Origin of the sequence: Streptomyces sp. NPDC048185 (assembly GCF_043202495.1) — a bacterium.
Lineage (GTDB): Bacteria > Actinomycetota > Actinomycetes > Streptomycetales > Streptomycetaceae > Streptomyces.
Genome location: NZ_JBIDAN010000008.1, coordinates 1 through 18,270 on the forward strand (window position 1 = coordinate 1; position 18,270 = coordinate 18,270).

Genomic DNA, 18,270 nt, shown 5'->3' on the forward strand with positions numbered 1-18,270 from the left:
AAACGCCCGGTTACATTCCGAACCCGGAAGCTAAGCCTTACAGCGCCGATGGTACTGCAGGGGGGACCCTGTGGGAGAGTAGGACGCCGCCGAACTCCTTTTAGAGCTCTGGCTCTTGGGCACGCAGCCCAAGAGCCAGAGCTTTTTTGCGTTGAGGTAGGGTCGGGGAGCATCATTGGCTCGTTTCTTCCAGGAGGCCCCCGCGTGGAGGTCCAGGAGACCCGCGTGCAGACTGACCGGGTCCTCACCATTCCCAACATCCTCAGCATGGCACGCCTCGCCGGCGTGCCCCTCTTCCTGTGGCTGATCCTCCGGCCCGAGTTCGGCGGCCCGGAGAGCGACGGCTGGGCGCTGTTGGTGCTGGCCCTGAGCGGAGTCAGTGACTACCTGGACGGAAAGCTCGCGCGGCGCTGGAACCAGATCAGCAGCCTCGGCCGGCTCCTGGACCCCGCGGCCGACCGGCTCTACATTCTGTCGACTCTGGTGGGCCTCACCTGGCGGGAGATCCTTCCGCTCTGGCTGACCCTCGTGCTGCTCGCCCGCGAAGCGGTCCTGCTGGTGATGGTGGGGATCCTCCGCCGCCACGGCTACCCGCCGCCGCAGGTGAACTTCCTGGGGAAGGCAGCCACCTTCAACCTGATGTACGCCTTCCCCCTGCTCCTGCTCAGTGACGGCAGCGGATGGATCGCGTCACTCGCCGCAGTTTTCGGATGGGCGTTCGCCGGATGGGGTACAACCCTGTACTGGTGGGCAGGTGTTCTCTATGTGGTTCAGGTCCGCCGCTTGGTCCGTGCGGACACCCTGACCGATTGAACTCGCCCCCTGTGCGGCCTCCGCCCGGATGGCCCGCGCCGCAAAAGTGCGGCACGCTGGACGGGTGAAGTCGGTCAGACCTTCATCTCTTAGAGGAGGACGCTTCCGACATGAAGGCCGTCGTGATGGCCGGAGGCGAAGGCACACGCCTTCGCCCGATGACCTCGAGCATGCCCAAGCCGCTCCTGCCGGTGGCCAACCGGCCGATCATGGAGCACGTTCTGAGGCTGCTCAAAAGGCATGGGCTCAACGAGACGGTCGTCACCGTGCAGTTCCTGGCCTCCCTGGTCAAGAACTACTTCGGTGACGGCGAAGAGCTCGGAATGGAGCTCACCTATGCCAACGAGGAGAAGCCACTCGGTACCGCCGGAAGCGTCAAGAACGCCGAGGAGGCGTTGAAGGACGATGCCTTCCTCGTCATTTCCGGTGATGCCCTGACCGACTTCGACCTCACCGACCTGATCAACTTCCACAAGGAAAAGGGCGCGCTCGTCACCGTGTGTCTGACACGCGTGCCCAATCCGCTGGAATTCGGTATCACCATCGTCGACGAAGAGGGCAAGGTCGAGCGCTTCCTCGAGAAGCCGACCTGGGGCCAGGTCTTCTCGGACACCGTGAACACCGGCATCTACGTCATGGAGCCCGAGGTCTTCGACTACGTCGACCCCGACGTGCCCGTCGACTGGTCCGGCGACGTCTTCCCGCAGCTGATGAAGGAAGGCAAGCCGGTCTACGGCTATGTCGCCGAAGGCTACTGGGAGGACGTCGGCACGCACGAGAGCTACGTCAAGGCCCAGGCCGACGTCCTCGAGGGCAAGGTCGACGTCGACATCGACGGTTTCGAGATCTCTCCCGGCGTATGGGTGGCGGAAGGCGCCGAGGTCCACCCCGACGCCGTGCTGCGCGGCCCGCTCTACATCGGCGACTACGCCAAGGTGGAAGCCGGCGCCGAGATCCGCGAGCACACGGTCGTGGGGTCCAACGTCGTCGTCAAGAGCGGCGCCTTCCTGCACAAGGCCGTCGTCCACGACAACGTGTACGTCGGGCCGCACAGCAATCTGCGAGGCTGCGTCGTCGGAAAGAACACCGACATCATGCGGGCCGCGCGGATCGAGGACGGCGCGGTCATCGGTGACGAATGCCTGGTCGGTGAGGAATCGATCGTCCAGGGCAACGTACGGGTGTACCCGTTCAAGACGGTCGAGGCCGGTGCCTTCGTCAACACCTCGGTCATCTGGGAGTCGCGGGGGCAGGCCCACCTGTTCGGTGCCCGCGGGGTGTCCGGAATCCTCAACGTGGAGATCACACCGGAGCTGGCCGTGCGGCTGGCCGGCGCGTACGCGACCACGCTGAAGAAGGGCTCCACCGTCACCACGGCCCGCGACCACTCCCGCGGCGCCCGCGCACTGAAGCGGGCGGTGATCTCCGCGCTGCAGGCCAGCGCCATCGACGTACGCGACCTGGAGAACGTGCCGCTGCCCGTCGCGCGGCAGCAGACCGCGCGGGGCAGCGCCGGCGGCATCATGATCCGCACCACGCCCGGTGTGCCGGACTCCGTGGACATCATGTTCTTCGACGGGCAGGGCGCCGACCTCTCGCAGGGCAGCCAGCGGAAGCTGGACCGGGTGTTCGCGCGGCAGGAGTACCGGCGCGCGTTCCCCGGCGAGATCGGGGACCTGCACTTCCCGTCCAGCGTCTTCGACTCGTACACCGGATCGTTGCTGCGCAACGTCGACACCACCGGGATCGCCGAGTCCGGGCTCAAGGTGGTCGTGGACGCCTCCAACGGCAGCTCCGGGCTCGTCCTGCCCAGCCTGCTCGGCAAGCTCGGCGTCGACTCGCTGACCATCAACCCCGGACTCGACGAGTCGAGGCCGACGGAATCCGAGGACATGCGGCGGTCGGGGCTGGTGCGCCTCGGGGAGATCGTGGCGTCCTCGCGGGCCGCGTTCGGTGTGCGCTTCGACCCGGTCGGCGAGCGCCTCTCGCTCGTCGACGAGAAGGGCCGCATCATCGAGGACGACCGGGCGCTGCTGGTCATGCTCGACCTCATCGCCGCCGAGCGGCGCAGCGGACGGGTCGCGCTGCCGGTGACGACCACCCGGATCGCCGAACAGGTGGCGGCGTACCACGGCACCCAGGTCGAGTGGACGACGACCTCGCCGGACGACCTCACGCGGGTCGGCGGTGAGGAAGGCGCGATCTTCGGCGGTGACGGCAAGGGCGGCTTCATCGTCCCGGAATTCAGCAGTGTCTACGACGGCACGGCGGCGTTCGTGCGGCTCATCGGCCTGGTGGCGCGGACGCAGCTCACGCTCAGCCAGATCGACGCGCGGATTCCGCGGGCACACGTCCTCAAGCGGGACCTGGCCACTCCGTGGGCCGTCAAGGGGCTGGTGATGCGGCGGGTCGTCGAGGCGGCCGGAGACCGCTTCGTGGACACCACCGACGGTGTCCGCGTGGTGGAGACCGACGGGCGTTGGGTGATGGTGCTGCCCGACCCGGCCGAAGCCGTCACCCACCTGTGGGCCGAGGGACCCGACGACGCCTCCGCGCAGGCGCTGCTCGACGAGTGGTCCGCGGTGGTGGACAGCGCGGGCCGGTAGGACACCGCACGCGCGCGTGCCGGACAAGTGTCCCCAAGGGGGCCTGTCCGGCACGCCGGTGGGGCCGTTCGGAGGTAGTGGCCGTGGCGTGCGACGATGTGCGGCATGCCGCAGCAACCCCCCGTTCGGAGCACATCCTCGCGGCCCGCGCGTCCGGACGCGTCCATGTCGTTGCTCACCAACGTGATGGACCACAGTCTCGACGACGGATACGCCGAGGCCGCCGCGCGGAAGAAGGCCGAGGGCGCCGGTGGTATGCCCAGGACGCTCCGCGCCAAGCTCGCACTGGCGGCAGGACTGGTGCTCGCCGCCCTGGTGGTCACGGTCGGAGCGGCGCAGGCGCGCGTCGCGGCCCCCGTCGTCGCCAAGGAACGTGAGGAGCTGGTCGACCGCATCGAGGGAGAGACCTCGGCGGCCGACAAGCTCGAGGAGAGCGTCGACGAACTGCGCGACGAGGTGAGCGCGCGGCAGCGCGAGGCGCTGGACAAGAGCGGCGAAGGCGACCGGGCCGACCTGGTGAGCGTCCTGGCCGGGGCGGTCGCCGTGCACGGCCCCGGCGTGAAGCTCGTGGTGGACGACGCCAAGGAGGTCGGCAGCGGCAGCGACGGCCGGCCGCGCGGCACCTCGGGCTTCTCCGACACCGGCCGGGTACGGGACCGGGACATGCAGCGCGTGGTCAACGGACTGTGGGAGTCGGGGGCCGAGGCGATCTCCATCAACGGGCAGCGGCTGACCGCCCTGTCGGCGATCCGCGCCGCGGGTGACGCGATACTGGTCGACAACAGGCCGCTCGTACCGCCGTACACGGTGCTCGCGGTGGGGGACGGCAAGCAGCTCGGCAGCACGTTCCAGGACAGCGCGGACGGGCTGTACCTGCATGCCCTCCAGGAGAGCTACGGCATCCGGACCGCACTCTCCACGGAGGAAGAGGTCCGGCTCCCGGCCGCACCGAGTGTGATCGTACGAACAGCACAACCGATATCCGAGAAGGGCACATCGTGATCGCCGTACTGGGCCTCGTCGTGGGAGTCGTGGCCGGCCTCTTGGTCCGGCCCGAGGTGCCGGCGGCCGTCGAGCCTTATCTGCCGATCGCCGTCGTCGCGGCGCTCGACGCCGTGTTCGGCGGACTGCGGGCCATGCTCGACGGCATCTTCGACGACAAGGTCTTCGTGGTGTCGTTCCTGTCGAACGTGGTCGTGGCCGCACTGATCGTGTTCCTCGGCGACAAGCTGGGCGTGGGTGCCCAGCTGTCCACCGGAGTGGTGGTCGTCCTCGGCATCCGCATCTTCTCCAACGCCGCGGCGATCCGCCGGCACGTGTTCCGGGCGTGAGGCCGATGAGCGACCAGGGCGGGCAGCCGGCGAACGGGCTGCGCAGGGAACTCCCCGAGGAGGTGCCGCAGACGCACCCCCCGGCCGCGGACGTTCCAGCGGAGGACGGCCCCCGGGAGGAGCCGTCCCCGTCGCGGACCGGCCTCACCGGACGGCAGCGGCTGGTGAAGGGGCTGTGGCCTCCGCGCGCCACCCGGGCACAACTGATCGTCGCGCTGCTCCTGTTCGGCCTGGGCTTCGGTCTCGCGGTGCAGGTCGCGTCGAACAGCGACAGCGACAGCGCGCTGCGGGGCGCCCGGCAGGAAGATCTCGTCCGCATCCTCGATGAACTGGACGACCGTACTCAGCGTCTTGAAGACGAGAAGCAGGGCCTCGAGAAGCAGCGCGACGAGCTGGAGAACAGCTCCGACCAGGCGGAGGAGGCCCGCAAGCAGACGCTGGAGAAGGAACGGCAACTCGGCATTCTGGCGGGCACGGTGGCCGCGCAGGGGCCGGGCATCACGGTGACGATCGAGGACACGAAGGGAACGGTCGAGGCGGACATGCTGCTCGACGCGGTCCAGGAATTGCGCGCGGCCGGCGCGGAGGCGATCCAGGTGAACGGCGTCCGGGTCGTCGCGGGCACCTACCTCACCGACGCCGACAAGAGTGTCAGCGTCGACGGGAACAAGATCAACGCGCCCTATCGTTTCCAGGTCATCGGCAAGCCGCAGGACCTCGAACCGGCGCTCAACATCCCTGGAGGCGTGGTGCAGACTCTGGAGAAGGAACAGGCCACCGTTACTGTTGAGCGGTCGAGCAAGATCGTCGTGGACGCCTTGCGAGCGGCGAAGCGGCCTGACTACGCTCGGTCGTCGTCCCGGTGAACCGACGGTGCATGGGGGTCGTCCGGCGAGGGCATGAGGTTGCGGGGGGTCGACGCACCGATTGGGTGGTGCGTGGTGGAAACTGTCTGGTGGAGGCGGACGTTGTGAAGGTGTCCGGGTCGGCCAGTAGGTTCAGTCAGGGTTCGTCCTGCCCCACGGGCGGGTCTGTTTCGGTCAAGGGGAATCGCCCGTGAAGTTGTTTGCGAAGTTGTTCGGCAAGAGCGCGCGAGAGGGCAGCGACAACGCGACCGCTCGCCATCGCGCACAGCCAGACGCAGAGGGCCAGCGCCCGATGTTCCGGGACCAGGTGGGTGGTCCAGGCGGTGACATTTCCGGTGGTCAGGGCGCGCCGTCTGTTGACCCTGCGCAGTCCGGCGGCATAGGTTTCGGCCAACCCTCGGCCTCGGGTACGGGCGGAGGGTTCAACCCCGGCCCGTACGCGTCGAACGCCCCGGCGGGGCAGCCGCGGCAGGAGGATCCGTCCATGTCGGCCCTGGTGTGTACGAGGTGCGGCAACCGCAACGCGGAGAACAGCCGCTTCTGCTCCAACTGCGGCGCCCCCCTGCGTCCGGGTGCGGTCCCGGAGCGCGCGTCCGAGACGACCTCGACGATCTCCATCTCCGGCCTGGAGGCGTACGACGCCGAGATGACCGGCCAGACGGCGGTGCCGGCGCTCTCTCCCGAGGCGCAGGCGGCCGTGGACGCGCTGCCGCTGGGTTCGGCGCTCCTGGTGGTGCGCCGTGGCCCGAACTCCGGCAGCCGCTTCCTGCTGGACGGTGAGCTGACCACGGCCGGGCGTCACCCGCAGAGCGACATCTTCCTGGACGACGTGACGGTCTCGCGCCGGCACGTGGAGTTCCGCCGCAGTCCGGACGGTTCGTTCACGGTGGCCGACGTCGGCAGCCTGAACGGCACGTACGTCAACCGCGAGCGGATCGACCAGGTCGCGCTGTCGAACGGTGACGAGGTGCAGATCGGCAAGTACCGGCTGGTCTTCTACGCGAGCCAGCGGGGCTACTGACCGTCCCCGGACTCGTTCCGGGGGAGAGTCCCAGGGAAGGTCCATGCTTCGAACACCGAGCGGCGGTGCCGTGCCCGGAGCCGCCGCCACGGACAGTGGGCTGATGAGCATCGGCACCGTGCTGAACACGCTCCGTGACGAGTTCCCCGACATCACCATCTCCAAGATCCGCTTCCTGGAGTCGGAGGGTCTGGTCGAGCCGCGGCGTACCCCGGCGGGGTATCGCAAGTTCAGTGCCGGCGACATCGAGCGCCTCGGTCATGTCCTGCGCATGCAGAGGGACCACTACCTGCCGCTCAAGGTGATCCGCGAGCATCTGGACGCCATGGAGCGTGGTGAGGCGGTCCCTCTGCCGAGCGTGGGCCGACAGCGCGACGGGGAGGCCGTGCCGGAGCCCGACGAGGGGCCCACGGCGGCCCGGATCGGGCGGGACGAGCTGCTCGCCGCCGCGGGGATCGGGGAGCAGGAGCTGGCGGAGTGGGAGTCGTACGGGCTCGTCACTCCACTGGCCGAGGGCGTGTACGACGCCGAGGCGGTCACCGTCGCCTCGCTCGTGGTCCAACTGGGAAGCTTCGGCATCGAACCACGGCACCTGCGGCTGATGAAGGCCGCCGCCGACCGGGAGGCGGGGCTGGTGGACCAGGTGGTGGCTCCGCTCAGGCGCCATCGCAACCCGCAGACCAGGGCACATGCCGAAGCCCGCACCAAGGAGCTGGCGGGGCTGGCGGTGAAGCTGCACGCGGCGCTGGTGCAGACCGCCCTCGGCGTTCGGCTGCCCTGAAAGGGGCGTCCGCGGGGCCCGGGTCGCCCACCCGTTCCCGGCCCGACTACCCAAACGTCCCGGGCACGGCCTAGGGTTGCTGTGTGAACGAGCTCGATGTCGTAGGTGTCCGGGTCGAGATGCCCTCCAACCAACCGATCGTGCTGCTGCGCGAAGTGGGAGGCGACCGCTACCTCCCCATCTGGATCGGACCGGGGGAGGCGACGGCGATCGCCTTCGCCCAGCAGGGCATGGCCCCCGCGCGGCCGCTGACCCACGACCTGTTCAAGGACGTGCTGGAGGCCGTCGGCCAGGAGCTCACGGAAGTACGCATCACGGATCTGCGTGAAGGGGTCTTCTACGCCGAGCTGGTCTTCGCCAGCGGCGTCGAGGTGAGCGCCCGGCCGTCCGACGCCATAGCGCTGGCGCTGCGTACCGGAACGCCGATCTTCGGCAGTGACACGGTGCTCGACGACGCGGGCATCGCCATTCCGGACGAGCAGGAGGACGAGGTGGAGAAGTTCCGCGAGTTCCTCGACCAGATCTCGCCGGAGGACTTCGGTTCCAGCAACCAGTAGTCACGCACGCGGGCCGGGGACGGAGAGGGGCCGGACCACCGTCGTCCGGCTCCGTCCGAGCGCATTCGGCTAGCCTTTCCCCGCGACGGGGCACGCGAAACCACTCTTAGGGTGATTATCACTCGGCGTGCCGAGTGTGGCGATCGTTGACGCACCCTTGGTGACTGCCTACCGTCGAGGAGGCAGGTCAAGGACGGAGGTCGGCGTGAGAATGAGCGGCGACGGTACGGCTGGGGGTGGCCCCGGACGCGGCCTCGGGGTGGGCGGCTCGTACCCTTCCCCGAGCTCTCGGCTCCGCTCGAGCGGGGGGTACCCCCAGCACGGCGACGCGGCCGACCATGCTTCGCAGCGGCCGGCGGCCGTGCCGAGCGGCGGAGGGGCGACGCCCATGGCGTCCGAGCAGATCGGCTACCGCGGGCCGACGGCCTGCGCCGCCGCGGGCATCACCTACCGGCAGCTCGACTACTGGGCGAGAACGGGCCTCGTCGAGCCCAGCGTGCGGCCCGCCCACGGGTCCGGCACCCAGCGTCTCTACAGCTTCCGCGACGTCGTCGTGCTGAAGATCGTCAAGCGGTTCCTCGACACCGGGGTGTCGCTGCAGAACATCCGCACCGCCGTCCAGCACCTCAGGGAACGCGGCTTCCGCGACCTGGAGCGCATGACGTTGATGAGCGACGGCGCCACGGTCTACGAGTGCACCTCGCCCGACGAGGTGCACGCCCTCCTCCAGGGCGGCCAGGGCATCTTCGGGATCGCCGTCGGCGTGGTGTGGCGGGACGTCGAGAGCGCGCTGTCCCAGCTGCACGGGGAGCGGATCGACACGGGGGAGACCCTGGTGGGTCCCAATCCCGCGGACGAACTGGCGCGGCGCCGCAACCGGGCGGTCTGAGCACCGCCCGGACCCGCGGGGGAGCGTCGGCGCATTGTCAGTGGCGTAGGGCAGCATCGGAGATGTGAGAACCGCGCCCACGATCCTGCATCTCGACATGGACGCCTTCTACGCCTCGGTGGAGCAGGCGTCCAAGCCGAGCCTGCGGGGAAAGGCCGTCGTCGTCGGCGGGCTGGGGCCGCGGGGAGTGGTCGCCACGGCCTCCTACGAGGCGCGGGTCTTCGGTGTCCACTCGGCGATGCCCATGGGCCAGGCCCGCCGGCTCGCGCCCAACGCCGCCTACCTCGTCCCGCGCTTCGAGCTGTACCGGTCGATCAGCGAGCAGGTGATGCGGCTGCTGCGGGCGCTCTCTCCGCTGGTGGAGCCGCTGAGCCTGGACGAGGCGTTCGTGGACCTGGAGGCGGGCGGGACGGCCTGGGACGCGGACTCGGCGCGGCTGGTCGGGGCGAAGCTGCGCGCGGACATCCGGGCCGTCACCGGCCTCACCGGCTCGGTGGGGCTCGCCGCCTCCAAGATGCTCGCCAAGATCGCCTCGGAGGAGGCCAAGCCGGACGGGCTGGTGCTCATCGCTCCCGGGACCGAGCGGGCCATGCTCGGGCCGAAGTCCGTCCGGATCCTCCCCGGGGTGGGACCGGCGACGGGCGACCATCTGCGCAGGGCCGGGATCACGACGGTCGAGGAGCTCGCCGAGGCGGGCGAGGACGAGCTGGTGCGGCTGCTCGGCAAGGCGCACGGGCACGCGCTGTACGCGATGGCGCTGGCGCGTGACGACCGTTCCGTGGTGGCGGAGCGGGAGACCAAGTCGGTGTCGGTGGAGGACACCTACGACGTGGACATCCACGACCGGGTGCGGGTCGGTGTGGAGGTGGCGCGGCTGGCCGACCGGTGCGTGCGGCGGCTGCGCGGGTCCGGGCTGTCGGGCCGGACCATCGTGCTCAAGGTCCGGCGGTACGACTTCTTCACGCTGACGCGCTCGGAGACCCTGCGCGGGCCCACGGACGACCCGGCGGTGGTGCGGGAGGCGGCGGCCCGGCTGCTGGACTCGGTGGACACCACGGGCGGTGTGCGGCTCCTGGGGGTCGGCGTCAGCGGGCTCGCCGACTACACGCAGGAGGACCTGTTCGCGCAGGCCGCGGGGGAACGGGTCGAGGAGCTCGCGGAGGAGCCGGGCGAGAAGCCCGCCGAGGAGGTGGGACGGACGCCCGTGGAGCGCCGCTGGCCCCCGGGGCACGACGTGCGGCACGCGGAGCTCGGGCACGGCTGGGTGCAGGGCAGCGGCCTGGGGCGGGTCACGGTCCGCTTCGAGACGCCGTACTCCGGGCCCGGCCGGGTGCGGACCTTCCCCGTCGGCGACCCTCTCCTGACCCCGGCCGAGCCGCTGCCTCTCGTCGCGTCCGCGCCACCTGGCCCCGGGGAGGGGGCCGGCGGCGCGGACGGCTTCGAGGTGGCCCCCTCGGACTCCGCGGCGGCCCCGGCCGCCGGGGCCGCCGATCCCGGGGGCGCGGTCTCCTGAGCCGCGGCCGTCAGGACACGGGGCTGTCGTGACGTGACACGGGGCTGTCGTGAGGTGCGACGGGTGTGAAGGACCCTCGGCCGGGGCGGTGTGCCCCGTGGCCGGCGTCGGGGCGCCGGGCCTCAGCCCTCCTCGTTGCCCGTGCCCGCCAGCTTGCCGAAGTCGTGGTCGGGGAGCGGGGGAGCGGCGGCCACGTCGAGACCGTAGTGGTGGTAGAGCTGGAGTTCCTGCTCGGGGGAGAGATGGCGTCCGACGCCGAAGTCGGGCGCCTCCTTGATCAGGGACCGGTCGAAGGGCACGCGCAGGGCGCCGTCGACCAGCTCGCTGGGCTCCAGGGGCACGAAGGCGTCCCTGCTGAACAGGCCCGTGCGGATGGCGGCCCACTCGGGGACGCCGGTGGCGTCGTCGAGGTAGACCTCGTCGACGGTGCCGATCCTGGTGCCGTTGCGGTCGAACGCCTTGCGGCCTATCAGATTGCGCGGATCGATGTCGGTACGCACGGGCCCTCCACTTGGTCGCACTCCGGTCGCAAACCATCCGGCGAATCATCCGCCAGTACTACAAAAAGGCACATTGGGGAGAGCGGCCACTCGAAGGTGCGCTCGGTCACTCGCAGACCTGTGCGTCCGCCTCGCTGGTAGGCTGGCTAACGGCTGCTGACCCCGTGCGGGAGAGTCCTCCAGACACCATCGGAGGCGCCGAAGGAGCAAATCCTCCCCGGAATCTCTCAGGCACACGTACCGCACGGACGAGGTCACTCTGGAAAGCAGAGCGGGTGCCGACGGCCCCTGCTCTCACCGACGGTGAAAGCCGGCAGCCCTCGGGCGGCCCGGTGAAGCTCTCAGGTCGAGATGACAGAGGGGGAGGCCGTCCGGGCACCCGCGCCGTGGTGCCCCTCGAAGGTCGTCAGACCAGGAGGCCTCCGCAATGACCGCCCCTCGCATTCCGCTCTCCGAGCTCGAACAGGCAGCACCCTTCGAGCAGCGCCACATCGGCCCCGACCACGAGGCCCAGGCCAAGATGCTCGCGCAGGTCGGCTACGGCTCGCTCGACGAGCTGACGGCCGCCGCGGTACCGGATGTGATCAAGAACGCCGACGCGCTGGACCTGCCGGGCGCCCGCTCCGAGGCCGAGGTGCTGGCCGAGCTGCGCTCGCTGGCCGACCGCAACCAGGTCCTCGACTCCATGATCGGCCTCGGCTACTACGGCACCTTCACCCCGCCGGTGGTCCTGCGCAACGTCATGGAGAACCCGGCCTGGTACACCGCGTACACGCCGTACCAGCCGGAGATCTCCCAGGGCCGCCTGGAGGCCCTGCTGAACTTCCAGACCATGGTCGCCGACCTCACCGGCCTGCCCACCTCCGGCGCCTCGCTGCTCGACGAGGGCACCGCCGCCGCCGAGGCCATGGCCCTGTCCCGGCGCATGGGCAAGAACAAGAAGGGCCTCTTCCTGGTCGACGCGGACGCCCTGCCGCAGACCATCGCCGTGATCCAGACCCGCGCCGAGCCGACCGGCGTCGAGGTCGTCGTCGCCGACCTGAGCGACGGCATCCCGGCGGAGGTCGCCGAGCGGGAGATCAACGGCGTCCTGATCCAGTACCCGGGCGCCTCCGGAGCCGTCCGCGACATCAAGCCGGTCATCGAGCGGGCGCACGAGCTCGGCGCGCTCGTCACCGTCGCCGCCGACCTGCTCGCCCTCACGCTGCTCACCTCGCCCGGCGAGCTCGGCGCGGACATCGCCGTCGGCACCACCCAGCGCTTCGGCGTGCCGATGGGCTTCGGCGGGCCGCACGCCGGCTACATGGCCGTGCACGAGAAGTTCGCGCGCAGCCTGCCCGGCCGCCTGGTCGGCGTCTCCGTGGACGCCGACGGCAACAAGGCCTACCGTCTGGCCCTGCAGACCCGCGAGCAGCACATCCGCCGGGAGAAGGCCACCAGCAACATCTGTACCGCGCAGGTGCTGCTCGCGGTCATGGCCGGCATGTACGCCGTCTACCACGGCCCGGAGGGACTGCGGGCCATCGCCCAGCGCGCCCACCGGTACGCCACCGTCACCGCCGCCGGCCTCGCGGCGGGCGGCGTCGAGATCGTGCACGGCGCCTACTTCGACACGGTCACCGCGCGCGTGCCCGGCCGGGCCGACACGATCGTCCACGCCGCCCGCGAGAACGGCATCAACCTGCGCCTCGTCGACGCCGACCACGTGTCGTTCGCCTGCGACGAGACCACCACGCGCGCCCAGGTCGGCGGCGTGTGGAACGCGTTCGGCGTCGAGGGCGACGTCGAGGCCCTGGACGCCGCCACCGAGGAAGCGCTGCCCGAGGCGCTGCTGCGCACCGACGACTTCCTGACCCACCCCGTCTTCCACGCGCACCGCTCCGAGACCGCGATGCTGCGCTACCTGCGCCGCCTCGCCGACCGCGACTACGCGCTGGACCGCGGCATGATCCCGCTGGGCTCCTGCACCATGAAGCTCAACGCGACCACCGAGATGGAGCCGGTCACCTGGTCCGAGTTCGGGCAGCTGCACCCCTTCGCGCCCGCCGAGCAGGCGCAGGGCTACCTCACCCTCATCCGTGAGCTGGAGGAGCGGCTCGCCGAGGTCACCGGCTACGACAAGGTGTCGCTCCAGCCGAACGCCGGGTCGCAGGGCGAGTTCGCCGGGCTGCTCGCCGTCCGCGGCTACCACCGCGCCAACGGCGACGACCAGCGCACCGTCTGCCTCATCCCGTCCTCCGCGCACGGCACCAACGCCGCCAGCGCGGTCATGGCCGGCATGAAGGTCGTCGTCGTCAAGACCGCCGAGGACGGCGAGGTCGACGTCGAGGACCTGCGCGCCAAGATCGAGAAGCACCGCGACGAACTGGCCGTGCTGATGATCACGTACCCGTCGACGCACGGCGTCTTCGAGGAGCACGTCGCCGACATCTGCGCCCAGGTGCACGACGCCGGCGGCCAGGTCTACGTGGACGGCGCCAACCTCAACGCCCTGGTCGGCCTCGCCAAGCCGGGTCACTTCGGCGGCGACGTCTCGCACCTGAACCTGCACAAGACGTTCTGCATCCCGCACGGCGGCGGCGGCCCCGGTGTCGGTCCGGTCGCCGTACGGTCCCACCTCGCGCCGTACCTGCCCAACCACCCGCTGCAGCCCGCGGCCGGCCCGAAGACCGGCGTCGGCCCGATCTCGGCGGCGCCGTGGGGCTCGGCCGGCATCCTGCCGATCTCGTGGTCGTACGTCCGGCTGATGGGCGGCGAGGGGCTCAAGCGCGCCACGCAGGTGGCCGTGCTGTCCGCCAACTACATCGCCAAGCGCCTCGAACCGCACTTCCCGGTGCTGTACACCGGACCGGCCGGGCTGGTCGCGCACGAGTGCATCGTCGACCTGCGTCCGCTGACCAAGGCGACCGGTGTGAGCGTCGACGACGTCGCCAAGCGGCTGATCGACTACGGCTTCCACGCGCCGACGATGTCCTTCCCGGTGGCCGGCACGCTGATGATCGAGCCGACCGAGTCCGAGGACCTGGCCGAGCTGGACCGGTTCTGCGACGCGATGATCGCCATCCGCGCGGAGATCGAGAAGGTCGGCTCCGGCGTCTGGCCCGCCGAGGACAACCCCCTGCGCGGCGCCCCGCACACCGCCGGTGCGCTGGGCGGCGAGTGGGACCACGCGTACACCCGCGAGGAGGCCGTGTTCCCGGCCGGCGTCTCGGTGGCCGACAAGTACTGGCCGCCGGTGCGCCGCATCGACCAGGCCTTCGGCGACCGGAACCTGGTGTGCTCCTGCCCGCCGCTGGACGCCTACGAGGACTGAGCCGGACCGTGGTGAAGGCCCCGCCCCCTCTTCTTCGGGGCGGGGCCTTCACCCTTGCTGGGCCGTGGCGAGCGCGACCTCGGTCGACTTGATCAGGGCGATGACGTCGGAACCCACGAAGAGGCCCAGGTCCTCGGCGGATTCCTTGGTGATCACGGCGGTGAGCTCGGCGTCCTCCATGGTGATGTGCACGACCGCCATGGCCTCGCCGAGCGTGAGCCGGGTGACCGTCCCGGGGAGCCGGTTCCGGATCGACAGGCCGTCGGTCCGGCCGGTGGAGAGGGCGACCTCCGTCGACTTCACCAGCGCGCGGACGGCCGTTCCGGCGCTCAGTCCTAGGTCGTCGGCGGCCTCCCGGGTGATGGCGGCGGTGAGGTCCTGGCCACCGGTCAGGCGGACGCCGACCGTCGCCATGGCCTCGCCCGGGGTGACCCCGGTGACGGTGCCGGGGAGCTGGTTGCGGATGCTCAGGCTCATGGAGGCACCGTAGCCCGGTGACGCCGTCAGGCCGGGTATGCGTGGGTCTGCGTCGCCTTGACCGTCGCCCACACCGGTGCGCCCGGGTGCAGGCCCAGCTCGGCCGCGGCGACCGTGGTGAGGTCGGCGGCGAGTGCGAGTTGGCCGGTCAGGTCCACCCGGATCTGGTCGCCGTGCGTCTCCAGGCCCGCGACCTCGCACCGCCACAGGTTGCGTGCGCTGGAGCCGGAGGGGCGCTCCCCGTACAGGGTCACGGCGCCCGGCGGGAACGCCACGAAGACCGGTCCGGAGAGGTCCTCCGTGGTCGCGATGGCCGGCCCGGCGTCGAGCAGGACGGTGTGCCCCTCCGCCCGCCCCCGGTAGAGGTTCAGTCCGACCAGCTGGGCGATGTAGTCGGTGCGCGGCCGGCGGGCGATGTCCGCGGGGGTGCCCTCCTGGACGATCGTGCCGTGCTCGACGACCACCAGGCGGTCGGCCAGCACCATGGCGTCCAGCGGGTCGTGCGTGACGAGGACCGCGACGGCCTCGAAGTCGGTGAGGTGACGGCGCAGCTGGGCGCGGACCTCGAGCCGCGTCCGGGCGTCCAGCGCGGCGAGCGGCTCGTCCAGGAGCAGCAGCCGGGGGTTGGTCGCCAGGGCGCGGGCGAGGGCGACGCGCTGTGCCTGGCCACCGGAGAGGCGGCGCGGTTTGGCACCCGCGTGGCCGGCCAGGCCCATGCGGTCCAGCCACGCGGCGGCCAGGGCCCGGGCCTCGGCCTTGGCCGCGCCCCGGCACCGCGGGCCGAAGGCCACGTTGTCGAGCGCGGTCAGGTGCGGGAAGAGCAGGTAGTCCTGGAAGACGACGCCGACCGGACGGGACTCGGGCGGCGTCCGGTCCAGCGCGACCCCGTCGAGGCGCAGATGACCGCCGGTGGGCGGCAGCAGGCCGGCGAGTGCGCGCAGCGCGGTGGTCTTGCCGGCGCCGTTGGGGCCGAGCAGGGCGACGACCTCGCCGGGTGCGGCGGTCAGCGACACGTCCAGGCGGAAGCCGCCGCGGTCCACGACGAGCCGCGCGTCGAGGCCGTCGCCGGACGTGGTGCCGGTGGCGGCGGTGGCGGGTTCCGGTCGGTTCATGCCGCCCTCATCCATCGGTCCCGAAGACCGGCCAGTACGGCGATGGAGACGGCCAGCAGCACCAGGCTGAGGGCGATCGCCGCCGCCGGATCGTTCTGCAGCGCGAGGTAGACCGCCAGCGGCATGGTCTGCGTCCGCCCGGGGAAATTGCCCGCGAACGTGATCGTCGCCCCGAACTCGCCCAGCGCACGCGCCCACGCCAGGACGGAGCCCGCCGCGATGCCCGGCGCGATCAGCGGCAGCGTGACCCGGCGGAACGCGGTGAAGCGGGAGGCGCCCAGCGTCGTGGCGGCCTCCTCGTACCTCGGGTCGGCGGCCCGCAGGGTGCCCTCCACGCTGATGACCAGGAAGGGCATCGCCACGAACGTCTCCGCGAGGACGACGCCCGTCGTGGTGAACGGCAGAGTGATCCCGAACCAGGCGTCCAGCCACTGCCCGATCACGCCGTTGCGGCCGAACGCCAGCAGCAGTGCCACGCCGCCCACCACCGGAGGCAGCACCAGCGGCAGTGTCACGAGCGCGCGCACGAGGCCGCGGCCGGGGAAGTCCGTGCGGGCCAGCAGCCAGGCCAGCGGGACACCGATCAGCAGGCTCAGCACGGTCGCCGAGGTGGCGCACACCAGCGACAGCCGCAGGGCCTGCCACACCTCGGCACTGGTCAGCTGCTCGGGCAGGCTCCGCCAGGGGGCCCGCACCAGCAGGGCGACCAGCGGGAGCAGCAGGAAGGCCAGGCCGACGAGGGCGGGCACCAGCAGGGGCACCGGTACGGTACGGGCGCCCCGCCGGGAGGGCCGGCGGCGCGGCCCGCCCTCCACGACGTCCGTCCCGGGGCCCGCGGACTCGGTCACCGCCGTCCTCGTCACGGCGTGCGGAACCCGGCCCCGGTGAGCACCTTCTGGCCCTCCGCGGACTTCACCAGCTCGACGAAGGCCCTGCCCGCGTCCGCGTTGGGCGCCTGCTTCAGCAGGGCGATCGGATAGTCGTTGACGGCCTTGGCCGACTCGGGGAAGTCCACGCCCGCCACCTTCTCACCGGCCGCCTTCACGTCGGTCTTGTAGACGACGGCGGCGTCGGCCTCCTTCAGCTCGACCTTCGTCAGGGCGCTCTTCACGTCCTGCTCGTACGAGGCGGGGGTGAGCTCGATGCCGCTCGCGTCGAGGGCCTTCTGCGCGGCGGCACCGCACGGCACGGTCTTGTCGCACAGCACGACCTTCAGGCCGGACCGGGTGAGGTCCTTCAGGGAGGAGATCTTGTCGGGGTTGCCGGGCAGCGTGGCGATCTCCAGCTGGTTGCGGACGAAGGTCGTCGGGGCGCCGGCCGCGTCCCCGGCGTCGGTCACCGTGGCCATCGTCTTGGGACTGGCGGAGGCGAACACGTCCGCGGGTGCCCCGCTGGTGATGCTGGCGGCCAGGGTGTCGCTGCCGCCGAAGTTGAAGGTGACCCGGGTGCCGGGGTGCTCCTTCTCGAACGTCTTGCCGAGCGCGGTGAAGCTCTCCTTGAGCGAGGCGGCGGCGAACACGGTGACCGTGCCGGAGACCTTCGGGGACTTCGAGGAGGAACCGGCCGCGTCGGAGCCGGAGTCCGAGCCGGACGACGACGAGCAGGCGCTCAGGACCAGCAGCGCGGCGACTCCCGCGCCGGTCACCGGCAAGGTCCGTCGGATGCGGCGGGTCCTGCGCACGGAACGGGTCATCACGGGCCACTCCCTCTGTCACGGGTCGGGAGTCCGGGCGGGCCCGGCGGCCGGGCGCACGTCGGACTCCCCGATGCGCCGATCATACTTCCGCATCTGCGAGGAATAAGTCTCCTGTCTCATCGCATGAGCAAGCCCATGTGATCGAAAGTCCCGCATGTGCGTTCGTACGGGTGTCGGCGGTGCGGCGCCGTGGGGCCGGTCACGTCCTGTCGATATGGACATTCGTCGACTTCACGCGGGCGGTGGCCTCCATCCCGACCTCCAGGCCGAGTTCCTCGACCGCCTCGCGGGTCAGCAGGGAGACGAGCCGGTGCGGGCCGGCCTGGATCTCGACCTGGGCCGCGACGTCGCCGAGCTTGATCGCGGTCACGATCCCCGGGAAGGCGTTGCGGACCGAGGTGTACGCGGTGTCGCCGTCGGTGCCGCCCGCCCGGGCCAGCTCCACCGAGAAGGCGGCCAGGTCGCGCCCGTCGACGAGTCGCCGCCCGCCCTCGTCGCGGTGTGTGGTGATCCGGCCCGCGTCGGCCCAGCGGCGGGCGGTGTCCGGGCTGACGCCGAGCAGCCGCGCCGCCTGGCCGATCGTGTAGGACTGCATGCCGGTCACGATAGGCGGCCGCGGGGGACCGGTGCGCGTGAGGGCGCCGGCAGGGTCCCTTCGTGGGGGTGCGGGCGCGACGAACGTTCGCAGTGTAGGCCGAATGTTTCGGCCATCCCATCGGCTTCTGGTGCGGGTGAAGTCCACTCAACTGCGGCTGATCGCAGATTCCTTCGGTACAAGGTCTTGCCACCGTTTGC

Annotated in this window: 17 protein-coding genes, 1 rRNA gene and 1 riboswitch; of the genes, 12 read left to right on the forward strand and 6 right to left on the reverse strand. The window is 71.0% G+C overall.

Features of this window, described 5'->3' with window-relative positions:
• The 11 genes from rrf to ACGF3H_RS23165 all read left to right on the forward strand — a co-directional run.
• Positions 1–95: ribosomal RNA gene (gene rrf / locus ACGF3H_RS23115) — 5S ribosomal RNA — on the forward strand; the annotation flags it as partial.
• Between the two features lie 109 nt (positions 96–204).
• Positions 205–813, forward strand: a complete 609-nt coding sequence (locus ACGF3H_RS23120; protein ID WP_362487849.1) for a CDP-alcohol phosphatidyltransferase family protein — start codon at positions 205–207, stop codon at positions 811–813.
• Between the two features lie 110 nt (positions 814–923).
• Positions 924–3,419, forward strand: a complete 2,496-nt coding sequence (locus ACGF3H_RS23125) for a mannose-1-phosphate guanyltransferase (RefSeq protein ID WP_362487847.1) — start codon at positions 924–926, stop codon at positions 3,417–3,419.
• Between the two features lie 105 nt (positions 3,420–3,524).
• The gene (locus ACGF3H_RS23130) at positions 3,525–4,421 is read left to right on the forward strand and encodes a DUF881 domain-containing protein (protein WP_362487845.1); all 897 of its coding nucleotides are present in this window, start codon (positions 3,525–3,527) and stop codon (positions 4,419–4,421) included.
• Complete coding sequence (locus ACGF3H_RS23135; protein ID WP_003977440.1) at positions 4,418–4,750, forward strand: small basic family protein; 333 nt, start codon at positions 4,418–4,420, stop codon at positions 4,748–4,750. The genes ACGF3H_RS23130 and ACGF3H_RS23135 overlap by 4 nt, the downstream gene beginning before the upstream one ends.
• A gap of 5 nt (positions 4,751–4,755) precedes the next feature.
• A complete protein-coding gene (locus tag ACGF3H_RS23140) occupies positions 4,756–5,616 on the forward strand; it encodes a DUF881 domain-containing protein (RefSeq protein WP_362487841.1) in 861 nt (286 codons plus the stop codon).
• 190 nt (positions 5,617–5,806) lie between these two features.
• Positions 5,807–6,637 carry an FHA domain-containing protein gene (locus ACGF3H_RS23145; RefSeq protein ID WP_393585283.1) on the forward strand — a complete coding sequence of 277 codons (831 nt, stop codon included), beginning with the start codon at positions 5,807–5,809 and terminating at the stop codon, positions 6,635–6,637.
• Between the two features lie 43 nt (positions 6,638–6,680).
• Positions 6,681–7,418: a MerR family transcriptional regulator gene (locus ACGF3H_RS23150; protein ID WP_362487838.1), complete on the forward strand. Its 738-nt coding sequence runs from the start codon at positions 6,681–6,683 to the stop codon at positions 7,416–7,418.
• Between the two features lie 83 nt (positions 7,419–7,501).
• Positions 7,502–7,975 carry a bifunctional nuclease family protein gene (locus tag ACGF3H_RS23155; RefSeq protein WP_188183535.1) on the forward strand — a complete coding sequence of 158 codons (474 nt, stop codon included), beginning with the start codon at positions 7,502–7,504 and terminating at the stop codon, positions 7,973–7,975.
• Between the two features lie 205 nt (positions 7,976–8,180).
• On the forward strand, positions 8,181–8,864 hold the full coding sequence (locus ACGF3H_RS23160) for a MerR family transcriptional regulator (protein WP_362487835.1): 684 nt from the start codon (positions 8,181–8,183) through the stop codon (positions 8,862–8,864).
• A 64-nt stretch (positions 8,865–8,928) separates the two neighbouring features.
• The gene (locus ACGF3H_RS23165; RefSeq protein WP_362487832.1) at positions 8,929–10,377 is read left to right on the forward strand and encodes a DNA polymerase IV; all 1,449 of its coding nucleotides are present in this window, start codon (positions 8,929–8,931) and stop codon (positions 10,375–10,377) included.
• 122 nt (positions 10,378–10,499) lie between these two features.
• Here the strand turns inward: ACGF3H_RS23165 and ACGF3H_RS23170 are convergent, their stop codons facing one another.
• Positions 10,500–10,877 (reverse strand): PRC-barrel domain-containing protein, encoded by a 378-nt coding sequence (locus tag ACGF3H_RS23170; protein WP_239770187.1) that lies wholly within the window; start codon positions 10,875–10,877, stop codon positions 10,500–10,502.
• A gap of 157 nt (positions 10,878–11,034) precedes the next feature.
• A riboswitch (glycine riboswitch) is annotated at positions 11,035–11,130 on the forward strand.
• A gap of 174 nt (positions 11,131–11,304) precedes the next feature.
• Between ACGF3H_RS23170 and gcvP the strand changes: the two genes are divergently transcribed.
• The gene (gene gcvP, locus ACGF3H_RS23175) at positions 11,305–14,190 is read left to right on the forward strand and encodes an aminomethyl-transferring glycine dehydrogenase (protein WP_362487830.1); all 2,886 of its coding nucleotides are present in this window, start codon (positions 11,305–11,307) and stop codon (positions 14,188–14,190) included.
• Positions 14,191–14,238: 48 nt separating this feature from the next.
• Here gcvP and ACGF3H_RS23180 read toward each other — a convergent pair whose 3' ends face one another.
• The 5 genes from ACGF3H_RS23180 to ACGF3H_RS23200 all read right to left on the reverse strand — a co-directional run bounded on the left by ACGF3H_RS23180 (position 14,239) and on the right by ACGF3H_RS23200 (position 18,070).
• Positions 14,239–14,667 carry a TOBE domain-containing protein gene (locus ACGF3H_RS23180; protein ID WP_362487828.1) on the reverse strand — a complete coding sequence of 143 codons (429 nt, stop codon included), beginning with the start codon at positions 14,665–14,667 and terminating at the stop codon, positions 14,239–14,241.
• A 26-nt stretch (positions 14,668–14,693) separates the two neighbouring features.
• Complete coding sequence (locus ACGF3H_RS23185; protein ID WP_362487826.1) at positions 14,694–15,779, reverse strand: ABC transporter ATP-binding protein; 1,086 nt, start codon at positions 15,777–15,779, stop codon at positions 14,694–14,696.
• Positions 15,776–16,594: an ABC transporter permease gene (locus ACGF3H_RS23190; protein WP_362487902.1), complete on the reverse strand. Its 819-nt coding sequence runs from the start codon at positions 16,592–16,594 to the stop codon at positions 15,776–15,778. The genes ACGF3H_RS23185 and ACGF3H_RS23190 overlap by 4 nt, the downstream gene beginning before the upstream one ends.
• Before the next feature lie 44 nt (positions 16,595–16,638).
• Complete coding sequence (modA, locus tag ACGF3H_RS23195) at positions 16,639–17,472, reverse strand: molybdate ABC transporter substrate-binding protein (protein WP_362487823.1); 834 nt, start codon at positions 17,470–17,472, stop codon at positions 16,639–16,641.
• 202 nt (positions 17,473–17,674) lie between these two features.
• The gene (locus ACGF3H_RS23200) at positions 17,675–18,070 is read right to left on the reverse strand and encodes a helix-turn-helix transcriptional regulator (protein WP_362487820.1); all 396 of its coding nucleotides are present in this window, start codon (positions 18,068–18,070) and stop codon (positions 17,675–17,677) included.
• Positions 18,071–18,270: the final 200 nt, after the last annotated feature.

Bases quoted from the DNA above. Each gene is read 5' to 3' on its own strand.
- ACGF3H_RS23150 (WP_362487838.1), top strand. From the start codon at position 6,681: ATGCTTCGAACACCGAGCGGCGGTGCCGTGCCCGGAGCCGCCGCCACG.
- ACGF3H_RS23130 (WP_362487845.1), top strand. From the start codon at position 3,525: ATGCCGCAGCAACCCCCCGTTCGGAGCACATCCTCGCGGCCCGCGCGT.
- ACGF3H_RS23125 (WP_362487847.1), top strand. From the start codon at position 924: ATGAAGGCCGTCGTGATGGCCGGAGGCGAAGGCACACGCCTTCGCCCG.
- ACGF3H_RS23200 (WP_362487820.1), bottom strand. From the start codon at position 18,070: ATGCAGTCCTACACGATCGGCCAGGCGGCGCGGCTGCTCGGCGTCAGC.
- ACGF3H_RS23140 (WP_362487841.1), top strand. From the start codon at position 4,756: ATGAGCGACCAGGGCGGGCAGCCGGCGAACGGGCTGCGCAGGGAACTC.
- ACGF3H_RS23185 (WP_362487826.1), bottom strand. From the start codon at position 15,779: ATGAACCGACCGGAACCCGCCACCGCCGCCACCGGCACCACGTCCGGC.
- ACGF3H_RS23180 (WP_362487828.1), bottom strand. From the start codon at position 14,667: ATGAGCCTGAGCATCCGCAACCAGCTCCCCGGCACCGTCACCGGGGTC.
- gcvP (WP_362487830.1), top strand. From the start codon at position 11,305: ATGACCGCCCCTCGCATTCCGCTCTCCGAGCTCGAACAGGCAGCACCC.
- modA (WP_362487823.1), bottom strand. From the start codon at position 17,472: ATGACCCGTTCCGTGCGCAGGACCCGCCGCATCCGACGGACCTTGCCG.